This is a genomic window from Williamsia sp. z34 (assembly GCF_059553395.1).
The window spans coordinates 639,894-657,639 of the sequence record NZ_JCANWW010000001.1 but is presented as its reverse complement, the minus strand read 5'-3'; the positions used below and the strand labels follow the sequence as shown (position 1 = coordinate 657,639).

General features: G+C 65.4%; 12 protein-coding genes and 1 pseudogene. 3 read left to right on the top strand and 10 right to left on the bottom strand.

Translation table 11 applies throughout. The annotated features are described in order from the left end of the window. Nucleotides 1-225 precede the first annotated feature (225 nt). Both AC51GT_RS03105 and AC51GT_RS03100 read left to right on the top strand, forming a co-directional pair. Nucleotides 226-996: an ABC transporter permease gene (locus tag AC51GT_RS03105; RefSeq protein WP_496327810.1), complete on the top strand. Its 771-nt coding sequence runs from the start codon at nucleotides 226-228 to the stop codon at nucleotides 994-996. A 139-nt stretch (nucleotides 997-1,135) separates the two neighbouring features. After that, nucleotides 1,136-1,609 (top strand): phosphoribosyltransferase, encoded by a 474-nt coding sequence (locus AC51GT_RS03100; RefSeq protein WP_496323908.1) that lies wholly within the window; start codon nucleotides 1,136-1,138, stop codon nucleotides 1,607-1,609. Here the strand turns inward: AC51GT_RS03100 and AC51GT_RS03095 are convergent, their stop codons facing one another. Beyond that, on the bottom strand, nucleotides 1,610-2,263 hold the full coding sequence (locus AC51GT_RS03095) for an HAD family hydrolase (RefSeq protein WP_496323907.1): 654 nt from the start codon (nucleotides 2,261-2,263) through the stop codon (nucleotides 1,610-1,612). It lies immediately after the preceding gene. 55 nt (nucleotides 2,264-2,318) lie between these two features. Then, nucleotides 2,319-4,160, bottom strand: a complete 1,842-nt coding sequence (locus AC51GT_RS03090; RefSeq protein WP_496327809.1) for an AMP-dependent synthetase/ligase — start codon at nucleotides 4,158-4,160, stop codon at nucleotides 2,319-2,321. A gap of 289 nt (nucleotides 4,161-4,449) precedes the next feature. Here AC51GT_RS03090 and AC51GT_RS03085 point away from each other — a divergent pair, with 289 nt between their 5' ends. Beyond that, nucleotides 4,450-5,331 carry a crotonase/enoyl-CoA hydratase family protein gene (locus AC51GT_RS03085; RefSeq protein WP_496327808.1) on the top strand — a complete coding sequence of 294 codons (882 nt, stop codon included), beginning with the start codon at nucleotides 4,450-4,452 and terminating at the stop codon, nucleotides 5,329-5,331. Nucleotides 5,332-5,343: 12 nt separating this feature from the next. On the opposite strand, the gene AC51GT_RS03080 is transcribed toward AC51GT_RS03085, so the two are convergent. The 8 genes and pseudogenes from AC51GT_RS03080 to trpB form a co-directional block, all read right to left on the bottom strand. Then, nucleotides 5,344-5,829: a hypothetical protein gene (locus AC51GT_RS03080; protein ID WP_496327807.1), complete on the bottom strand. Its 486-nt coding sequence runs from the start codon at nucleotides 5,827-5,829 to the stop codon at nucleotides 5,344-5,346. Between the two features lie 65 nt (nucleotides 5,830-5,894). Further along, nucleotides 5,895-6,776, bottom strand: coding sequence for an acyl-CoA thioesterase (locus tag AC51GT_RS03075; protein ID WP_496323903.1), 882 nt, complete (start codon nucleotides 6,774-6,776; stop codon nucleotides 5,895-5,897). Nucleotides 6,777-6,816: 40 nt separating this feature from the next. After that, nucleotides 6,817-8,235 carry a pyruvate kinase gene (gene pyk / locus AC51GT_RS03070; protein ID WP_496323902.1) on the bottom strand — a complete coding sequence of 473 codons (1,419 nt, stop codon included), beginning with the start codon at nucleotides 8,233-8,235 and terminating at the stop codon, nucleotides 6,817-6,819. Nucleotides 8,236-8,400: 165 nt separating this feature from the next. Next, a complete protein-coding gene (locus AC51GT_RS03065) occupies nucleotides 8,401-9,906 on the bottom strand; it encodes a glutamate synthase subunit beta (RefSeq protein WP_496327806.1) in 1,506 nt (501 codons plus the stop codon). Continuing rightward, the gene (gltB, locus tag AC51GT_RS03060; RefSeq protein WP_496328003.1) at nucleotides 9,899-14,467 is read right to left on the bottom strand and encodes a glutamate synthase large subunit; all 4,569 of its coding nucleotides are present in this window, start codon (nucleotides 14,465-14,467) and stop codon (nucleotides 9,899-9,901) included. The genes AC51GT_RS03065 and gltB overlap by 8 nt, the downstream gene beginning before the upstream one ends. 261 nt (nucleotides 14,468-14,728) lie before the next feature. After that, a pseudogene (lgt, locus tag AC51GT_RS03055) lies at nucleotides 14,729-15,658 on the bottom strand (prolipoprotein diacylglyceryl transferase); the annotation flags it as partial. Continuing rightward, nucleotides 15,655-16,461 carry a tryptophan synthase subunit alpha gene (gene trpA, locus AC51GT_RS03050; RefSeq protein ID WP_496327805.1) on the bottom strand — a complete coding sequence of 269 codons (807 nt, stop codon included), beginning with the start codon at nucleotides 16,459-16,461 and terminating at the stop codon, nucleotides 15,655-15,657. The gene trpA and the pseudogene lgt, both read right to left, overlap by 4 nt. After that, on the bottom strand, nucleotides 16,454-17,740 hold the full coding sequence (gene trpB, locus AC51GT_RS03045) for a tryptophan synthase subunit beta (protein WP_496323899.1): 1,287 nt from the start codon (nucleotides 17,738-17,740) through the stop codon (nucleotides 16,454-16,456). Before trpB ends, trpA begins: the two co-directional genes overlap by 8 nt. Between the last annotated feature and the right edge of the window lie 6 nt (nucleotides 17,741-17,746).

Here is a 17,746-nt window from a genome sequence, read left to right as displayed (position 1 = left end):
CACCTTTCAGACGAGCACAATGTGTGACTCGCGCGTGTGTATCCAGCCTCGTCCATCCAGTGTCTGCGGTCGAGCCCCCGATGCCAAGTGTCATAGGACCTTCACGAGGAGTTCGGCCCGGCCGAAGGGGCTCGGACGCATCGGGATCACGAGGGGCTACGGTCGGATACAACGCGCTGACCGGCCCGGGCGCCGGCGTATCCCGTCGAAAGTCCAGGAGGTCTGATGTCGGAAACGGTCGTTCGCATCGGGCCCATGCTCATGGTTGCGATCGGGTTGCTGGCCGTCACCGCCATGATCGTCGCCTACGCGGGACGTACCCGCCTGCAATGGGCAATCGCCAGGGCGTCGGTGCGCGCAACGGTTCAGCTGGGCATCCTGGCATTGATCCTGGGGTTTCTGGTGCGCAATCTGTGGGCATCGGCCGGATTCGTTCTCCTGATGGCGATCATCGCGTCGTGGACCGCGGCCGGCCGGGTCACCGGTCACCGTCCCACCCTTCGCGAGATCTGGCGGACCCTGCTGCCGGTGGCAGTGATGACGATCGTTGTGGTCGGCGCGCTGGTCCTGGTGGGGGTACTGCCGGCATCCGGGTTGGCCGTGATCCCCAGTGCCGGCATCATGATCGGTGGCGCGATGAACACCACGTCGCTGACCGGGCGCCGGGCCGCCGACGAATTGAAGTCTCGTCACGGCGAAGTCGAAGCCGCACTGTCCCTGGGGTTCTCCACGTACGACGCGCGGATGGAGATCTGCCGCACCGCGGCGGCCACCGCGCTGGTGCCGGCCATCGACCAGACCCGAACCGTCGGGCTGGTGACGATTCCCGGCGCGTTCGTCGGCATGGTGCTCGGCGGCGCGTCCCCGGCCGATGCCGCGGTCATGCAACTGTTCGTACTGATCTCCCTGCTCGCAGTGTGCTCGACCGCGCTGGTCCTGACCACCGAACTCGTCGCCCTCGGCAAGCTCTTCGACATCAATTCGCTGCGCCACTAAGCCTTTTCGCCCGGGCACACTGCCACTTCGGATGGCCTCTGGTCCAGGTGGACGTGGTCGGCGCCGGAAGCACGCGTGGCCGATTTCAAAACCGGGCCCGACAGATCACGAAAAGGGCCGGGCGTGCAACGATGGCTCGATGACGGATCGAGAAGTCTTGACATGGGAACTGTTCGGGCAGGCGAGCCGCGAACTGGCCCAGATGGTTGCCGACTCCGGGTTCGTCCCCGAGGTCGTACTGGGGATTGCGCGCGGCGGGCTGCTCCCGGCCGGAGCACTGGCCTACACCCTCGATTGCAAAGCACTGTTCACGATGAACGTCGAGTTCTACACGGGTGTGGGCACCACGCTGGACAGTCCGGTGATCCTGCCACCGATCCTCGATGCCACCGAACTCGACGGGCTCAGTGTTCTGGTGGTCGACGACGTCGCCGACAGCGGAAAGACACTCGAACTGGTCCACGGCTTCTGTCGCGACCACGCGTCCGAGGTCCGCACAGCGGTGCTCTACGAGAAGCCGGCATCGGTCATCCACGCCGACTACACCTGGCGCCACACCGACAAGTGGATCAATTTCCCCTGGTCGACGATGCCACCCATCACACCGAGGTAATCAGCCCAACGCCGCCACCGCGTCGACGTCGAGTTCGCCGATCCCGCCGATCACCAATGCGGCCGGCTCGAGAGCATCGTCGGCGGGCGGATATTCCGGGCGAGGAGCGGCGATCAGCACCAGTCCGGCCGCGGTCGCCGAACGCATCCCGTTCGACGAGTCCTCGATGGCGGCGCAAGCCGCCGGATCAGCCCCGAGCGCGGTCACCGCATGCAGATAGACATCCGGTGCCGGCTTGCCCCGATCGAGCTCTTCCGTGGAGACCGTCACCGCGAAGAGGTCCGTCCATCCAGCGGTGTGCAGGACCGCATCGATCAACCTGCGTGGAGATGAACTCGCCAGGCCCAGTCGCCACCGGTCGGCGCATCGGCGAACCGCCTCATCGGCACCCGGCAGCACCGGCAGGTGCCCCTCGTATCGGGCAACCATCTGGTCGATGACGATCTGCGCCACCTCGTCCGGCGGCTTCCCCACCCCGAGGTCGTCACTGAGGTACGCGGCCCATTCCGGGGTACTCATACCCATCAACGCCGTCTGCGCCTCCGGAAGCCACGTCCCGCCGTACTCGGCGACCACACCCCGCCGGACCTGCTCCCAGATCGGCTCGGAGTCGATCAGCACACCGTCCATGTCAAACACCACTGCTTCGATCACCGGTCCATCATCTCCCGACCACCGATCCGATGTGCGGAGCGGGCGCCCCGCGTGGTCAGGAATCGGCCAGATCGACGACGCCCCGACCCGGCTCACCGGCATACAGGTCGACGATGGTTTCGGCATATTTATCAGCAATCGGCTTGCGCCGCAACTTCATCGTCGGGGTCAGCTCGTCACCGCCGGGATCCCATGCAGTCGGTACGACCGCGAACCGCTTGACCTGTTCGACCCGAGACAGCTTGGCGTTGCCGGTTTTGACCGCCGCGGTCACCTCGTCGATGATCGCCGGATGGTTGGCCAGGTCCGCGATCCGTGCGTCCGGGACCCCCAGAGACTTTGCCCGTGATGCGGCCACGTCGGGATCGAGTGCCACCAGCGCGGTGACATAGGGCTTGTTGTCGCCGACCGCAACCACCTGACTCACCAATGAGGAGAAGGCCTTCACCGCGTTCTCGATGGAACTGGGCGACATGTTCTTGCCGGCCTCGTTGATGATCAGTTCTTTCTTGCGGTCGACGATGGTCAGGTTCCCGTCGCCATCGATCGTGCCCACGTCGCCGGTCGCGAACCAGCCGTCGGCATCGATGGATTCAGCGGTCTTCTCCGGATTGTTGCGATAACCCCGCATCACGATCGGGGCCCGAACGAGCACCTCGCCGTCCTCGGCGATCTTGAGCTCCACCCCGCCGACGGGCCTGCCCACCGACCCCACCTTCAGATTGTCGACCGAGGTTTTGGTGGCCGCCCCGGTGGTCTCACTCAAACCCCAGACCTCGGTGACCGGTATGCCCAGTCCGAGAAAGAATTCGATGACCTCGACCGGTATCGAGGCCGCTCCCGACATGGCGACCTTGATCTCATCGAGTCCGAGTGCCGACCGTACCTTGGACAGCACCAGCCGGTCCGCGAGTTGATATTGCACATCGAGCGCCTTGCCGCGCGGCTCACCGGCAAGATCGGCCTTGGCCGCGCGGGCTGCCACATCCAGTGCCCACGCCGCCAGTTTCGACTTGACCGGGCTGGTCTCCTCGGCGATCTTGCCCTCGATCCCGGCCTTGATCTTCTGCCACACCCGCGGCACACCGAAGAAGATGGTCGGACGCACATCCGGGAGAGCCGAGGCGAACTCGCGCGGGTCGGCCACCGACGTTATCTGTACGCCGCGCAACAGATTTGATCCGTGCGTCGACACACGGTCGGCGATGTGCGCCGCGGGCAGGTACGAGATGATCCGGTCGTCGAATCCCGCATCGACGTCCTCGGTCACCGACGCGGCAGCCGCGATCACGTTGCGATGGGTGATCTCAACCCCTTTGGGCGGACCGGTTGTCCCCGAGGTGTAGATCAACGTGACCAGATCATCGGGTTCGGTTGCGCGCCAGGAAGCCTGGAAATCGAAGGTTTCGTCGGGCCGCGCTTCGACCTCCCGTAGTTCCAGTGCCCCCTGGGCCGGCCCGTCGACGGTGATGATGTGGTCGAGTTTCGCGCCGGACTGTTTGACGACCAGCAGGAATGCCCGTTCGGTGACCACGATCCGGGTCTCGGAATCGGCGAACAGGTATGAGAGTTGTTCTGGCGCACTGGTGTTGTACACGGAGAACGGAACTGCCCCCAGATGCGTTATCGCGGTATCGACGAGGTGGAATTCCGGCCGGTTGGCCAGCATCAGGCCGACGGTGTCACCACGTCCGACGCCCAATCGCGCCAGTCCCAGCGCTATCGCTTCGACCCGCTCGGCATATTCCCGCCAGGTGATCTCCTGGATACCTCCCGGGGTGCGCAGCGCCACCCGATCGGGGTGTATCTTGGCCGTTTCCTGGAATGCTTCGACTGTGGTGCGGACAGCGACCCCCGACTCGTGCTGGAAGACGGTGTCTGTGGTGTTCTCGCTCATCTGAACTCCTTGACGGTCCGGTCGACCGGACAGCTGACCCTGCACCGCATACAGCGATGCGATGTCGGACATGTCTGTACTGAAAACCTAGCCCCGCCGACTCCTCGACGGCGCCGGTTTCGGGTTACCGACACAAAGTCGGCCGCGTGCGCACCGACCGCGGTTACCCGTGGGTAACATAGGACGCGTGGGCGCTGCCCGCAGTCACCACAGGCATGAACCGACAGCGCAGACCCCCCGCACCGCAGACCTGGCAGACCGCCGCACCGCAGACCTGAAGGAGCACGTCATGTCCACTCCAGACGCCACGTCCGGACCGACACCTCTGACCATCGCTGCCGACCCGGCGACGAGCCCCGCCGCGGACGGTTCGGTCACCTACCGGGTCGAACAAACCGCCTTCGGACCCGTCGCCCATGTGCAACTCAATCGTCCCGACAAGCACAACGGCCTGACCCTCACCCTGCTCGCCGGACTGACCAAGGCCGCCAAGATGGCCGCACAGGACAAGACTCTGCGTGCGGTCGTCATCAGCGGCGCCGGCAAGTCGTTCAGCGCCGGCCTCGACTTCGCCAGCCTGGCCGGCAAGGAAAAGAGCATCTACCGCACGTTCGTACCCAATATTCTGTTGGGTTCCAATGGATTTCAGAATCCGGCGTGGCAGTGGCGCCGGGTTCCGGTACCGGTGATCGCCGTGGTGCACGGCCATTGCTACGGCGGTGGACTGCAGATCGCACTCGGAGCCGATTTCCGGTTCGCCTCCCCGGATGCCGACTTCTCCGTTCTCGAGGCCAAGTGGGGGCTGATCCCGGACATGTCGGCATCGGCATCGCTGTCGCAGCTCACCGGCATCGACATCGCCAAACGTCTGACCATGACCGGCGAGATGCTCTCGGCCGCCGAGGCCAAGGAGATCGGGCTCGTCACCGGTGTGGCCGACGATCCGCACGCCGCCGCCATGGATCTGATCGAGAAGATCGCCGCCCGTTCGCCGGACTCGGTGACCTCGACCAAGCGCCTGTTCGAGAAGACCTGGTCACGTTCACCGCGCTTCTCGTTCCCCGTCGAGCAGGTCCTGCAGCTCCGACTGCTGCGCGGGGTGAACCACGCGATCGCCCGTAAAGCCGGTATGAAGCGGGAGACCCCGGTGTTCAAGGACCGCCAGGTCTGAGACCGGCCCGACTCACGGTTCGAAGATGAGCCCGCGTTCGAGTTCGTCTTCAGTGGTCTCGTACCGAAAGGTGTCGCCGATCTCGACGACGTAGCGGTCGCGGTCCTCGGGGATGCCGGCGACCGAGAATTCGAACCGGCAGTAATCGGCCGACAACTGCGGCGTGGTCAGCGAGGACTGGTCGAGGATGGTCAGGTCGGCGTCCAGGATCCGTACCCGGGCACCGGCTCTGATGTCCTCGAACTCACCGGTGCCACCACAGATGTCGTCCGCGGACACCTCGTACTGGTCGGCGGTGAGGACCACCGCACCCTCGGCGGTGAAATCTCGCGACTGCGAACCGATCACGACCGCACCGATCCCGAGAACCGCGAAGAGCAGGCCCGCGATCGTGCTGATGACGATGACCGGCCCGCGGGTGCGCCGCTGCCAGCTGCGCGGCTCCAGATCACTCCCCGGATCCAGCCAATACCGGGGCTCCGATTGCACAGGCTGCATGGCACCGAGTCTGCCTGATCGGTGATCGAGGTGCCGGTTCGGTGGCGGTGTGGGGTCCGTGTCGATCAGTTGCGGGGCGGGAAGTACTTGATCAGCGCTTCTTGGACGACGGTCGTCGCCAGCACACCGTCCCGGGTGAAGAAGCGGCCGGTTCCGAGCCCACGGGATCCGGCGGCGACGGGTGACTCGGTGGCGTACAGCATCCAGTCGTCGAAGCGGAACTCGCGGTGGAACCACATCGAATGGTTCACGGTCGCCGCGAACAACCGGTCGATACCCCACGACAATCCGTGGGTGGTGATGATCGAGTCCAGCACCGTGGTGTCGGAGGCGTAACACATCGCCGCGATATGGAGCAGCGGGTCATCGGGCATCCGGCCGTCGGTCTTCATCCACACCCGGTTGTGCTCGAGGCGTTCCCCGGTTTCGCGGGCCTTCCAGCTCGGGTCGTTGGCGAAGCGGATGTCGATGGGATGCATCGCGTTCACGAACGTCGCGACGCGGTCCTCATAACCCTTGAAGTGCTCGCCGAGCGCCGGCAGATCCTCCGGGTACTCGACCTCGGGGATCTGCACCGAATGCTCGAGCCCAGCTTTGTTGTCCTGGAAGGCGACGAGCATCGAGAAGATCTCTTCACCCTCCTGCATCGCGCTCACCAACCGGTTGGCGAACGGCTTGCCGTCGCGCAGACGGGTCACGTGATACTCCAGCGGTTTGGTGACATCACCACCGCGGATGAAATGCGCGTGCAGCGCGTGGACCGGTGTCGGCCGCGGCACACTCCGGCCGGCGGCGATCACACCCTGGCTCAGGAGCTGTCCGCCGAAGGTCCGGGCACCGACCTGAGTCGGATGCACACCGATGTACAGATCCGGCTCGGGTTCCTCGAGATCGAACAGCGACAGCAGTTTGGACAGATCCGACGACGTACCCGGGGCATCACTCACAGGCTCAGACTGTAGAGGATGCCCCGCCCGGTCACCCGGGTCAGTGGTCGTCTTCGCCGATCCGGTGGACGTGGATCAGATTGGTGTTGCCGACGGTGCCGGGAGGGGCACCGGCCACGATGACAACCTGATCGCCTACCTTGAGCCGGCCGATCTCCAGGAGGGCCTTGTCCACCTGGCGGATCATCGCGTCGGTCGAGTCGCATGCGGGAACGATGAAGGTTTCTGTGCCCCAACTCATCGAGAGCTGGCTGCGAACCTCGGGCAGCGGCGTGAATGCCATCACCGGGAGTTTCGTATGCAGCCGGGCCAGCCGACGGACGGTGTCTCCGGACTGCGTGAAGGCGACGAGGGCCTTGGCGTCCAGACGCTCACCGATGTCACGGGCGGCATAGGAGATGATCCCCCGCTTGGTCCGCGGTACGTGGGACAGCGGCGGAACCGTGCGGGGGCTGTTCTCGACCGCCGAGACGATGCGCGCCATCGTCTGGACCGTCTCTATCACGTACTTGCCCACCGAGGTCTCTCCCGACAGCATCACGGCGTCGGCGCCGTCGAGCACGGCGTTGGCCACGTCGGAGGCCTCGGCGCGCGTCGGACGCGAGTTCTCGATCATCGATTCGAGCATCTGGGTGGCGACGATCACCGGCTTGGCGTTCTCGCGGGCCATCTGGATGGCCCGCTTCTGCACCAGCGGGACCTCTTCGAGCGGCAGTTCGACACCGAGGTCGCCACGGGCCACCATCACCGCATCGAATGCCAGGATGACCGCTTCGAGATTGTCGATGGCCTCGGGCTTCTCGAGCTTCGCGATGACCGGGACGCGGCGGCCGACGCGATCCATGATCTCGTGCACCAGCTCGATGTCGGCAGGCGACCGCACGAACGACAGCGCGATCAGGTCGACACCCAGGGCCAGGGCGAACTCGAGGTCGGCCACGTCCTTTTCCGACATCGCCGGGACCGAGACGTTCATACCCGGCAGGGAGACACCCTTGTTGTTGCTGACCGGTCCGCCCTCGGTGACGGTGCAGATGACGTCGTTGCCCTCGACATTCAGAACCGTCAGGCCGACCTTGCCGTCGTCGACCAGCAGACGGTCACCGGGCTGTGCATCGGCCGCGAGTTGTTTGTAGGTGGTCGAGACCCGCTCCGCGGTTCCGGCGCAGTCCTCGACGGTGATCCGGACCTCTTTGCCCGCAGGCCATAGCACCGGGCCGTCGGCGAACGTGCCGAGGCGGATCTTGGGACCCTGCAGATCGGCGAGGATGCCGACCGCACGCCCAGTGGCGTCGGAGGCCCGCCGTACTCGTTCGTACATCGCCAGATGGTCTTCATGTTTGCCGTGACTGAAGTTCAGTCGCGCGACATCCATGCCGCTTTCCACCAACTCCTGAACGCGTTCATCGGTGTCGGTTGCGGGTCCGAGGGTGCATACGATTTTGGTACGACGATTCACTCCTACAAGCCTAGACCGCACGGTCGAACAGCTCTACGTGAGCCACCAGAACGTCACGAGTTGTTTTCTGCACACGCCTGTTTTCGGGCAAAACGCCTCAGCGTCCACACCGTTCACCCGCGCTGTCAACTCCGCAGCCCGGTCACCGGGACACTGATCCGGCGATCACCGGACCGACAAGGGCAGGGCTGCCGGGTGCACCGGCGACGGCAGATCGGATTCACCCATCAGGAACTCGTCGACACCGCGGGCGGCCGCACGACCTTCGGCGATCGCCCACACCACCAGTGAGGCCCCGCGGTGCGCATCGCCACAGACGAACACCCCGGGGGCGTCGGTCTGCCAGTCACTGCCGCAACCCAGCGCGCCCCGGCGGTTGGGCGCGAGTTCGAGATCGCTCAGCAACTGCATGTCCTCGACACCTTCGAAGCCGATTGCGAAGAGCGCCAATTCGCAGGGCAATTCGAACTCGTCACCGACCGGGACGATGGTGCGGCGGCCGTCCTGGTCGCGTTCGACGGTGACCTCGGCCAGGACCATCGCGGCCACATTGCCGTTCTCGTCGCCGATGAACCGCTGTACGGCCACCTGGTACCGCCGCTCCCCACCTTCGACGTGTGCCGACGAGCTACGCAGGATCAACGGCCACGTCGGCCACGGGGACAGGTCCTCGTCCCGCTCTTCGGGCAGTTCCGGGTTGTAGTCGAGCTGGGTCACCGAGGCCGCGCCCTGTCGGTGGGCCGTGCCGAGGCAGTCCGCACCCGTGTCGCCGCCGCCGATGATCACGACGTGCTTGCCCTGCGCCGAGATCGGCGAGGGACCGTCGCCCTCACACTCCTTGTTGGCGGGCACCAGGTGCTCCATCGCCAGGTGTACGCCACCGAGCCCACGTCCGGGCACCGCGGTGTTGTCGCGGGCCTTGAGCGCACCCACGGCCAGCACGACGGCGTCGTGGCGCTCCCGTAGCTCGGGGACGGTCACGTCGACGCCCACATTGCAGTTGACGACGAACTCGGTGCCCTCATCCCGCATCTGTGCCAGACGGCGCTCGACGTCGGACTTCTGCAACTTGTATTCGGGGATGCCGTACCGCAGCAGACCACCGAGGCGGTCATCGCGTTCGTAGACGGTCACCGCATGTCCGGCCCGGGTGAGCTGCTGGGCCGCGGCCAATCCGGCCGGCCCCGACCCGACCACCGCGACCGACTTACCCGAGGTGATCTTCGCCGGCTGCGCCCGGACGAAACCCTCCCGCCAGGCTTCTTGGGCGATCGTCTTCTCGATACGCTTGATGGTGACGCTGCCACCGGTGGTCGCATGAGAGATCGACAGCACACATGCCGATTCACACGGTGCCGGACAGACCTTCCCGGTGAACTCCGGGAAGTTGTTGGTGGCGTGCAACCGATCACTGGCCGCATCCCACCGCCCTCTGCGCACGAGATCGTTCCACTCCGGTATGAGGTTGGCCAGTGGGCATCCAGCACTCCCGGAGTGGCAGAACGGGATCCCGCAGTCCATACACCGACGTGCCTGTTCGGAGACATTTTCGATCTCGATGAGTGGGTCGCTGTCGGCGTATACCTCACGCCAGTCATTGACCCGCTCGTATACCGGCCGGGTTGGCGTCTCGGCCTTGTCGACCTCGAGAAATCCGCGCGGATCAGCCACGAGCTGCCTCCATGATCGCCGAATCCACGTCTCGGCCTTCGGCTTCCGCCATCCGGGCCGCGTCGAGGACGCGTTGGTAGTCGGTGGGCATCACCTTGGTGAACTTTCGGCTGCGCCGGGGCCAGTCGGCGAGCATCGAGGCCCCGACGGACGAACCGGTCAGTTCGACGTGCGTGGTGATGCGTTCGTGCAAGAAGAGCAGGTCGTCGGGATCCGGGCTCTGCAGGTCGACCATCGCGGTGTTCACCTTGGACGGATCCAATTGGTAGACATAGGCGATGCCACCGGACATACCGGCCGCCAGATTGCGGCCGGTGGGCCCGATGATCACCACGCGGCCACCGGTCATGTACTCGCAGGCATGGTCACCCACACCTTCGACCACCGCGGTGGCGCCCGAGTTGCGGACCGAGAAGCGCTCCCCCACGCGGCCCCGCAGGTACACGTCCCCGCTGGTGGCACCGTAGAGAATGGTGTTGCCCGCGATCACCTGATCTTCGGCGATGAACAGGGCGTCCGGATCGGGCCGGACGACAATCTTGCCGCCGCACAGGCCCTTTCCGACGTAGTCGTTCGCATCACCGGTCAGGAGCAGCGTCACGCCCGGCGGCAGGAACGCACCGAGCGACTGGCCGGCTGAGCCGAACAGTGCCACCGTGATGGTGTCCTCCGCCAGTCCGGCCGCCCCGTAGCGTCGGGTCACCTCTGAACCGAGCAGCGTGCCGACGGTTCGGTTGACATTGCGGACCGGAAGCTCCAGGGTCACCCGGTGGGCGTCCTCGAGGGCACCCTCGGCCAGTTGGATGAGCGTTTGGTCCAGCGCCTTGTCGAGCGCGTGTTCCTGACCCCGCGTCCGCCGTTTCGGGGAGGTCGTCTCCGGCACGGCGAAGATCGCCGACAGATCGAGCCCCTTCGACTTCCAGTGCGCCACACCAGGTGCGGTGTGCAGCGCCTCGGCATGGCCGATCGCCTCGTCGAGGGTACGGAAACCGAGCATCGCCAGATGCTCGCGGACGTCCTCGGCGACGAACTCGAAGAAGTTGATGATGTGCTCGGCCTGACCGGTGAACCGTGCGCGCAACTTCGGATTCTGGGTCGCCACGCCCACCGGACAGGTATCGAGGTGACACACGCGCATCATGATGCAACCCGCGACAATCAGTGGCGCAGTGGAGAATCCGTACTCCTCGGCGCCGAGGAGCGCGGCCACCATCACGTCACGGCCGGTCCGCAGCGCACCGTCACACTGCACGGTGATGCGGTCGCGCAACCCGTTGAGCATGAGGGTTTGCTGGGCGTCGGCCAGACCGATCTCCCACGGCGTCCCGGCATGTTTGAGCGATGTCAGCGGCGAGGCACCGGTACCACCGTCGTGGCCCGAGATCAGCACCACATCGGCATGCGCCTTGGAGACACCGGTGGCCACTGTGCCGACTCCCATGGCACTGACCAGCTTGACGTGGATCCGCGCCTGCGAATTGGCGTTCTTCAGGTCGTGGATCAGCTGGGCCAGATCCTCGATCGAATAGATGTCGTGATGCGGCGGTGGCGAGATCAACGCGACACCCGGCGTCGAATGCCGGGTCTTGGCGATCCACGGATACACCTTGTACGCCGGAAGCTGCCCGCCCTCACCGGGTTTCGCGCCCTGGGCCATCTTGATCTGGATGTCGGTGGCGTTGATCAGATAGTCACTGGTGACACCGAACCGCCCCGAGGCGACCTGCTTGACCGCGCTGCGACGCATCGGGTCATAGAGCCGGTCGGTGTCCTCGCCACCCTCACCGGAGTTCGACCGTCCGCCGATGGTGTTCATCGCGATCGCGATCGTCTCGTGGGCCTCGGCCGAGATCGAGCCGTAGCTCATCGCACCGGTGTTGAACCGCTTCATGATCTCTTCGATCGGTTCCACCTCGTCGAGCAGAACCGGTTCGCGGTCGGAATCGAACTCGAACAGGCCACGCAGGGTGCCACCCTCACGGGAGAGCCGGTTCACCTCGTCGGTGTACTTCCGGTAGACCTCGGTCTTGCCGGACTTGGCCGCATGTTGCAGCAGGAACACCGTTTCCGGGCTGAAGAGGTGGAGTTCGCCTTCACGCCGGTACTGGTATTCGCCACCGACCTCGAGCCGGCGATAGGCCTGCTCTGTCTCGTTCGGTGGGTAGGCCCGGTGATGACGGATCCGGACCTCTTCGGCGATCTCGTCGAGACCGATGCCGCCGATCCGCGTCTTGGTCCGGGTGAAGTATTCCTGCACCAGATCGCCCGCGAGGCCGACGGCTTCGAAACACTGTGCGGCAGTGTAGGAACCGACAGTCGAGATGCCCATCTTGCTCATCACCTTGAGCACCCCCTTGCCCAGGCCCTGCAGATAATTGCGCACTGCCTGGGACGGGGTGACGCCGGTCAGTTCACCTTCTGCGACAAGGTCTTCGATCGTCTCGAACGCGAGATACGGATTGACCGCGGCGGCGCCGAAGCCGATGAGCAAGGCGACGTGGTGGACCTCGCGCGCGTCGCCGGTCTCGACGACCAGCGCCACCCGGGTCCGCTCCTTGGTCCGCACCAGGTGGTGATGGACCGCGGAGGTCGCCAGCAGCGACGGTATCGGCGCATTCTCCCGCGTGGTCTCGCGGTCACTGATCACCAGCGTGGAATATCCGGCCGCGATGGCCTCACTGGCGCGGGCCCGCAGATCCGCCAGCGCCCGTTCGAGGCCCCGGCCACCCTCGGCCACCGGGTAGTGCGCGCGCAGCACCTTTGCCGACAGGCCACGGTGGTTGCCCTCGTCGTTGATGTGCACGATCTTGGCGAGCTCGTCGTTGTTCAGAACGGGCCACGGCAACAGGATCTGCCGACAGGAGGCCGCGGTGGGGTCGAGCACGTTCTGCTCCGGTCCCATCACCCGGGCCATCGAGGTGACGATCTCTTCGCGGATGGCATCAAGCGGCGGATTGGTCACCTGCGCAAAGAGTTCCACGAAGTAGTCGTAGAGCAGACGCGACCGTTGCGAGAGCACCGCTATCGGGGTGTCGGTGCCCATCGACCCGAGCGCCTCGTATCCCGAGGCGGCCATCGGCGTGATCAGCACCCGCAACTCTTCTTCGGTGTACCCGAATGTCACCTGGCGGCGGACCACCGATTCGTGGCTCGGGACGAACCGTGGCCGTTCGGGCAGGCGCGCGAGCTCCAGTAGGCCGGCGTGCAGCCATTCCTCATAGGGTTTCTCGCCGATCAACTGCCCCTTGACCTCTGAGTCGGGGATCAGCCGTCCGGCAGCCGTGTCGATCAGGAACATCTTGCCGGGCTCGAGCCGTCCCTTGGCAACGATCTCGTCGTTCGGGATGTCGAGCACGCCGGCCTCCGAGGCCAGCACCACCTTGCCGCCGGCCGTCTGACACCACCGGCCAGGGCGCAGACCGTTGCGATCCAGCACGGCACCCACCAGCGTGCCGTCGGTGAAGGTGACGCACGCGGGGCCGTCCCACGCCTCCATCAGCGAGGCGTGGAACTGCAGGAACGCCCGGCGCTTGGGGTCCATGTCGGTGACGTTCTCCCAGGCCTCGGGGACCATCATCATCACGCAGTGCGGAACGCTACGACCGCCGAGATGCAGCAGTTCGAGCACCTCGTCGAGGGATGCCGAATCCGAGGCGTCGGGGCTGCAGATCGGGAAGAGACGGGTCAGGTCGCCGGGGATCAGATCGGTGGCAAGCATGGCCTCCCGTGCCCGCATCCGATTCCGGTTGCCGCGCACGGTGTTGATCTCGCCGTTGTGGGCGACGAAACGGAAGGGATGCGCCAGCGGCCAGGACGGGAACGTGTTGGTCGAGAAACGTGAGTGCACGATCGCGATGGCGCTGCAGACGCGCTCGTCACGGAGGTCCGGATAGAAGAGCGGCAGCTGCTTGGTGGTGAGCATGCCCTTGTAGACGATGGTCCGGCTCGACAGCGACGCGAAGTACAGCCCGCTGCCCTCTGCCTCGATCTCCGGGGTGACCCGTTCGGCACGCTTGCGCAGTGGGTAGACCATGCGGTCGAGATCCAGTCCGGCCGGCGCGGTGCCGTCGGCGCGCAGCGGAGCGCAGACGAACAACTGGCTCATGTACGGCATGCAGGCGCGTGCGGTACCGCCGATGTCGGCCGCGTCGACCTCGACCGGGGATTCCCGCCAGCCCAGGACGGTGATGTTCTCTTCGGCGGCAATCGCCTCCACCCGGGCCACCGCGCGGGCCCGGGCCTCCGGTTCGATGGGCAGGAAGCAGTTGCCGACGGCGAAAGTGTTGCCGGCGATCGGATCGGCGGGCGGTAGGACGAAGTCGACCACGTGGCGCAGGAATGCGTGCGGCACCTGGATCAGGATCCCGGCACCGTCGCCGCTGTTGGTCTCGGCTCCGGCAGCGCCGCGGTGGTCGAGGTTCTCCAGCGCGAGTAAGCCGTCTGAGACGATTTCGTGGGTTCGACGCCCATGGATATCGGCGACCATTGCAACACCGCACGAGTCGACTTCTGAGTCAGGGTCGTATAAACCCTGGGCTTCGGGGAGCTGAGAGAACAGCAAATCCAACCTCCACGCCTAGCCCTCGGGGGTCCGAGGGAACCAGCAAACAATCCTCAGGACGTCACTGGCCCGTGGCATGAACACGCACCTGAGAATTGACGTTGGTGCGACTGCCTATGCTAGCAGTTGTGCTGGAGGACGGCCGATTCACACCTGTCGTCAGGCCTGACGATCGCCGGTCTCGCTTTCGGTGTCCGGCTTGGATTTACGTTCCTTGTCGGCAGAGTCCATCCGGTCCCCCGACTGCGCGTCTTCCGGGTCGTCTTCGACATAGCCGTCGACCGGATCCTCGCTCGGTCCGGACTCCGCATCGGGTCCGGCGCCAGGGTGATAGATCTCCACCGGGGTTTCGCGGCCCTTGGGAGCGATCACCACATAGATCGCCGCACAGACGAACACCACGGCAGAGGTGAACAGGTTGACCCGCACACCCCAGATCAGTGAGGCGGCATCGGTGCGCATCGTCTCGATCACAAACCGGCCGACACAGTATCCGGCGACATACAGCGCGAAGAGTCGACCGTGACCGATCCGGAACCGCCGGTCGATGACGACCAGCGCGATCACGATCAGGATGTTCCACAGCATCTCGTACAGGAACGTGGGTTGCACGATCGCGTAGACGACGCCGTTGGACTTGCCGTCGACCAGACCCGGACTGACGAAACCGGAGGAGTCGACGCGATCGTAGATCTTCAGGCCCCACGGCAGGTCGGTCTCATCGCCGTAGAGTTCCTGGTTGAAATAATTGCCGAGGCGGCCGATGGCCTGTGCCAGCAGAATCGGGGCCGCGACCGCATCACCGAAGGGCGGCAACTTGATACCGGCCCGGCGGGCGCCGATCCAGGCGCCGAGCGCACCGAAGGCGACAGCACCCCAAATGCCCAGACCGCCGTCCCAGATCTTCAGGGCGTCGATCGGGTCTTTGGGTCCGTCGCCGAAGTAGGTCTTCCAGTCGGTTGCCACGTGGTAGATGCGGCCACCGATGAGGCCGAACGGCACCGCCCAGATCGCCACGTCGAGGACTTCACCGTCGCGGCCACCGCGGGCCATCCAGCGCTTGTTGCCCCAGTAGATCGCCACGATGATGCCGACGATGATGCAGAGCGCGTACGCCCGGACCGGGAAGGGCCCCAGATCCCAGACCCCTTGCGAGGGACTGGGGATGTAAGCGAGTACCTCGCGGTTCACGAACGAACCCCGGAGCGAGCCCGCACGCCCTCGGCCAGTTCGGCGGTCAGGCCGCGTAGGGCGGCATCACCCTCCGCGACGGCCGAGACCAGTGCCGAGCCCACGATGACGCCATCGGCGTACTCCGCGATCTCCGCCGCCTGCGCCTTGCTACGGACGCCGAGACCCACACCGATCGGGATGTCCGAGTGCGTACGGATCCGCGCACACAGCTCCGGAGCCATCGACGACACGTTGTCGCGGGCGCCGGTCACCCCCATCGTCGATGCGGCGTAGATGAATCCACTGCTCGCCTCGAGGGTCATCGCCAGCCGCTCTTCCGTGGACGACGGAGCGACCAGGAAGATCCGGTCGAGCTTGTGTTCGGTGGAGGCCGCCATCCAGTCGTCGGCCTCCTCCGGGATGAGGTTCGGTGTGATCAGTCCCAGGCCGCCTGCACCGGCCAGATCGCGGGCGAAGCGGTCGATCCCGTACTGCAGCACGGGATTCCAGTACGTCATCACCACAGCACTGCCGCCGGCGTCGGCGATGGCCTCGACCGCGGTGAACACGTCACGCACTCGAATCCCCGCGCGCAGCGCCTGTTCGGCGGCGTCCTGGATCGTCGGGCCGTCCATGACCGGGTCGGAGTACGGAACCCCGACCTCGATGATGTCGCAACCGGATTCGACCATCGACCGCATCGATGCCAGCGACCCGGGCAGGTCCGGGTAACCGACGGGCAGGTACCCGATCAGCGCGCTGCGCTCTTCGGAACGGCAACGGTCGAACAGTGGTCCGAGCCGGGATTCGGCCTCAGGCATTGTCTGCATCCTCGTCTAGGAGTCCGAACCATTTGGCCGCGGTGTCAACGTCTTTGTCGCCGCGCCCGGAGAGGTTGACGATGATGATCGCGCCCTGACCCAGCTCGACACCGAGTTGGAGCGCACCGGCAAGCGCGTGCGCCGACTCGATCGCCGGGATGATGCCCTCTTTCCGGCTCAGCAGCGCAAGTGCGTCCATGGCTTCGCTGTCGGTGGCCGGCCGGTACTCGGCGCGACCGATGTCCTTGAGGTACGCATGCTCGGGTCCGACACCGGGATAGTCGAGACCGGCTGAGATGGAATGGGATTCGGTGGTCTGGCCGTCTTCGTCCTGCAGCAGGTACGAGTAGGCACCCTGGAACGCACCCGGTGTTCCACCGGTGAACGTCGCGGCATGGCGCCCGGTTTCGACACCGTCACCGGCGGCCTCGTAGCCGACCAGTCGCACGTCTTTGTCATCGATGAACGGATGGAAGATGCCGATCGCGTTGGAGCCGCCACCGATACAGGCGACCACCGCGTCGGGCAGTCGGCCGGCCGAGCGCAGGATCTGCTCACGGGCCTCGAGACCGACCACCCGCTGAAGATCGCGGACCATCACCGGGAACGGGTGCGGACCGGCGGCGGTGCCGAAGCAGTAATAGGTGTTGTGGGCGTTGGTGACCCAGTCGCGCATGGCCTCGTTGATCGCGTCTTTCAGCGTCGACGAACCGGTATCGACGGCGACAACGGAGGCGCCGAGCAGACGCATCCGCGCGACGTTGAGTGCCTGGCGTTCGGTGTCGACCCGGCCCATGTAGACGATGCATTCGAGACCGAACATGGCACACGCGGTGGCTGTTGCCACACCGTGCTGACCGGCCCCGGTCTCGGCGATGATGCGCTTCTTGCCCATCTTCTTGGCGAGCAGCGCCTGGCCCAGAACGTTGTTGATCTTGTGAGATCCGGTGTGGTTCAGATCTTCTCGCTTGAGGAAGATCCGTGCGCCACCGGCGTACTCGGAAAGGCGTTTGGCCTCGTACAGCGGTGACGGGCGTCCGCTGTAGTCACGCTGGAGCCGATCGAGTTCACGCAGGAACTCGTCGTCGGTACGAACCTTCTCCCAGTTCACCGTGACCTCTTCGATCACGGCCATCAGGGCTTCGGGTACGTGACGTCCGCCGTAGACACCGAAGTGTCCACCGCGATCGGGTTCGACCGATGTCCTGTTGACCAGACCGGCACTGGCCTGTGGGAGTTCGGAATAGAAGGAAGCTGATGCGGCAGACGGCGAGGTCATGGTGGA

Bases quoted from the DNA above. Each gene is read 5' to 3' on its own strand.
- AC51GT_RS03105 (WP_496327810.1), top strand. From the start codon at position 226: ATGTCGGAAACGGTCGTTCGCATCGGGCCCATGCTCATGGTTGCGATC.
- AC51GT_RS03100 (WP_496323908.1), top strand. From the start codon at position 1,136: ATGACGGATCGAGAAGTCTTGACATGGGAACTGTTCGGGCAGGCGAGC.
- AC51GT_RS03090 (WP_496327809.1), bottom strand. From the start codon at position 4,160: ATGAGCGAGAACACCACAGACACCGTCTTCCAGCACGAGTCGGGGGTC.
- AC51GT_RS03085 (WP_496327808.1), top strand. From the start codon at position 4,450: ATGTCCACTCCAGACGCCACGTCCGGACCGACACCTCTGACCATCGCT.
- AC51GT_RS03080 (WP_496327807.1), bottom strand. From the start codon at position 5,829: ATGCAGCCTGTGCAATCGGAGCCCCGGTATTGGCTGGATCCGGGGAGT.
- trpA (WP_496327805.1), bottom strand. From the start codon at position 16,461: ATGCCTGAGGCCGAATCCCGGCTCGGACCACTGTTCGACCGTTGCCGT.
- trpB (WP_496323899.1), bottom strand. From the start codon at position 17,740: ATGACCTCGCCGTCTGCCGCATCAGCTTCCTTCTATTCCGAACTCCCA.